Here is a 1,413-nt window from a genome sequence, read left to right as displayed (position 1 = left end):
TCACCTGGTAAATTGGTAATTCGGTTGTGAGAGGTAGTCATCCGATACGGAATATCCTTGGCTTTAACCCAATCCATAATACGCTGGCCCTTAGGATAATTCAGTGCGTCTGGCTCAAAAAACACCAGATCAGGCAAAAATGGCTTGGTTCCTCTGGTTTGGACAGGAGTACGCTCAAGCGTAGACATGACTAACGCTCCTTTCGAAATAAATCCACAGTGCTCTGGTGTCCAACTTTAACATATTGCCGCAGAAATAAACGATACAGGGACGACGATATTAGTGTGCCCCGCTTAAATTGAACAAATCGTGGCAATAGCTGTGAGTGGAGGGATGAGACTTGCCAATGGGCAATGATAACATGTATCATTACATAGTAGGTTTAACGCAGGAAATGAAGGCGGTAAGCGCCCGTTCAATAACAGAAAAGAGGGAAACAAGTGCCAACGCCAAGCATGGAAGATTATTTGGAACGCATTTACCAACTGATTGATGAGAAGGGTTATGCTCGTGTCTCGGATATCGCAGAGGGGTTAGAGGTGCATCCTTCGTCCGTCACCAAAATGATTCAGAAGTTGGATAAGGACGATTATCTTGTATATGAGAAGTATCGGGGACTGATTTTGACACCGAAAGGGAAAAAGGTCGGCAAACGGTTGGTTGATCGCCATCAGTTATTAGAGCAATTTCTGGATATGATTGGGGTTGACAAGGACCTAATATATAAAGATGTGGAAGGTATTGAGCATCATTTGAGCTGGGATTCCATCACCCGTATCGAAACATTGGTTGAGTATTTTCGTCGGGATGAAGATCGCTTGCGCCAGCTTCATGACATACACAAGGAATTGAGTGGAGATTCCTAAAAGCATCTGTCCTTACGGACGATGCTTTTTTATTTGTCCCGACCGCAACAAATATCCGGTTATTAGCGTCTATCCATTATATAGCAGGACAAGATAGGGGTTAAAATTAACAGGGTTAGCGGAGGATTGTAATAATATGAATCGAAAGAAAATAGTGGCATTGGCTGCTGGCCTACTCTTAGCAGTGCAGACTGCCATCGTTCCTGGAGTTCAAGCAGCTCCAACTGGTAATATTGAAATTATATTGGACGGACAGTCCCTGCAAAGTGACGCGTCACCGTATATTGTACAGGGAGCCAATGTTACGATGGTTCCTTTGCGAGTGATTAGTGAGGGATTGGGCGCTCAGGTCAACTGGTCGGAATCGTCCGGTACGGTAACGATTACAGCACAGAACAAAAATATAACTATGGAGAACGGTGCACAAAGCGCTACGGTGGATGGCAAGTCAGTTCGACTGGATGCATCTGCCCGTATGACAAGCGGGAGAGTCATGGTGCCTCTGCGTTTTGTTGGGGAAGAGTTGGGATTAAAAGTGGATTGGCAA

General features: G+C 45.0%; 3 protein-coding genes. 2 read left to right on the top strand and 1 reads right to left on the bottom strand.

The window, feature by feature from the left end:
* Window positions 1–188 (bottom strand): spore photoproduct lyase family protein (locus GRP75_RS26915; RefSeq protein ID WP_337194277.1); only part of this gene is annotated, 188 nt, incomplete at its 3' end.
* 252 nt (window positions 189–440) lie between these two features.
* On the opposite strand from GRP75_RS26915, the gene mntR reads away from it, so the two are divergent.
* Both mntR and GRP75_RS26905 read left to right on the top strand, forming a co-directional pair.
* Complete coding sequence (gene mntR / locus GRP75_RS26910) at window positions 441–866, top strand: transcriptional regulator MntR (RefSeq protein ID WP_007430946.1); 426 nt, start codon at window positions 441–443, stop codon at window positions 864–866.
* Between the two features lie 136 nt (window positions 867–1,002).
* A partial coding sequence (locus GRP75_RS26905; protein WP_160790883.1) for a copper amine oxidase N-terminal domain-containing protein occupies window positions 1,003–1,413 on the top strand: 411 nt, incomplete at its 3' end.

It is taken from the genome of Paenibacillus sp. OT2-17, assembly GCF_009827695.1.
Classification (GTDB): Bacteria; Bacillota; Bacilli; order Paenibacillales; family Paenibacillaceae; genus Paenibacillus; species Paenibacillus polymyxa_B.
Note: the sequence above shows the minus strand (reverse complement) of the source record. Positions and strands in the feature narration are given on the sequence as shown.